This window comes from Edaphobacter aggregans DSM 19364 (assembly GCF_000745965.1).
In the GTDB taxonomy this organism is placed as follows: Bacteria; Acidobacteriota; Terriglobia; order Terriglobales; family Acidobacteriaceae; genus Edaphobacter; species Edaphobacter aggregans.
In genome coordinates this window covers 1-1,653 of record NZ_JQKI01000320.1, presented here as the reverse complement: position 1 = coordinate 1,653, position 1,653 = coordinate 1, and the positions used below count along the sequence as shown (strand labels likewise).

1 protein-coding gene is annotated in these 1,653 nt (G+C 59.6%); it reads left to right on the top strand.

The window, feature by feature from the left end; all coding sequences use genetic code 11:
• Positions 1-30: 30 nt before the first annotated feature.
• A partial coding sequence (locus Q363_RS31515; protein WP_169747221.1) for a DUF3560 domain-containing protein occupies positions 31-1,653 on the top strand: 1,623 nt, incomplete at its 3' end.

The following is a 1,653-nucleotide window of genomic DNA, read 5'->3' as shown; positions in this document are numbered from 1 at the left end:
ACCCCGAGCCGTGAGGATTTGCTCATTGAGTTGGCCGAGGAGATCGAGGACGAAGACACGAGCTTAGTAGACCGAGCAGAACACCGGGCCGACCGCTTCAGCGACTACAAAGAGAGCCGCATCGAAGACGCCCAGCGCTCCCATGATGCCGTCCACCGCATCGCCGATAACATCCCCTTCGGTCAGCCTATTCTCGTTGGACACCACAGCGAACGCCACGCACGCAAGGACGCCCAACGCATCGAGAACGGGATGAGGAAGACGGTTCAGATGTGGCAGACCGCCCGTTATTGGGAACAACGCGCAGCCGGAGCACTACACCACGCGAAGTATAAGGCCCTTCCAGGCGTCCGCCATCGCCGCATCAAGGGCTTGGAAGCCGACAAGCGCAAACAGGAGAGGAACAAACAAGAGGCCGAGATGTGGCTCAAGCTCTGGACCGATTGCGCTAACGAACAAGACAAGGAACTACAGGCCAAGGTTGCCCTTCGGATTGCTGGCATGTGCCATCTGAACATGCCCCGCAAGGAAGGCGACCGCGAAGACTTCCAGCACAGCCCGAGCGCCTATGACGCGCTAACGGGGAATCATACGAGCCTCTACGCGCCCCGGACCTTAGATGAGGTTCTAGCGGTTGCTCTGGGCACGTACCCCCGCATCATTCCGTCCTATGATCGCTGGATTGACCACTACACCAACCGCATCGCTTATGAAAAGGCCATGTTTGGGGAGTCTGGAGGACTCGCCGCCGACCGCTTCAGCTTCGAATTAGGCGGCAAGGTTCTTGTAGGCGATGAGTGGCTTGTGATTCTGAAGATCAATAAGGCCGGCGAAGCCATCAGCAGCCTAACGACTACGCCGCGCCGCCACTTCTACGGCAGCAAGTACAAAGCCGATATCGAGAGCGTCAAGGAGTATCAGGCCCCGCAGCCCGACGAGACCGCAGCAGTGAAGGCCGCAACCAAACTCCCGCCGATGTGCAACTATCCCGGCGACGGGTTCAAGCACATGACCACCGACGACTGGAAGCGAAAGAAGATGTCTGACGTTCCACAGTCCGCAACCCACCCCGCGACCGACACCCACGGAGCCCATCGCACCCGCTCCACATGGGGCGGTAATTGGAAAACTGTTTCCGTCTATCTCACCGACGCGAAGCAGATCGACCCGCCGACGAAAGTACCGTTGACCCCGACGGAGCCTACCGCCGCCGACACGCTCCAAACGATGACCCTAGACCTGAAGGCACAAAACCCGCTCCCAATGCTCCACACGCCGCGCCAGCGCGACGAGCGCATTCCCTCGCATGAAGAGCTGCACGAGCTGAAGAAGACCGCCACGACAGGCGTTACGGTCGTAGCGATTCCGCAACTCTTCCCCACACCGCCCGAGCTGGCAGACCGGATGGTCGCGCTGGCAGACATTCAGCCAGGGCAACAGGTCTTGGAGCCGTCAGCAGGTACGGGCAAGATCATAGATGCGATTCGCCGCAACGCTCACGGCTACGCGATCACCGCCGTAGAGCTGAATTGCAACTTGGCTCACCGGCTCCGCACCCTTGGTTGCGTGGACGACACACACCAAGCGGACTTTCTGGAGTGCAACGGCAATCTCGGCACGTTCGACCGAATACTTATGAATCCACCGTTTGCG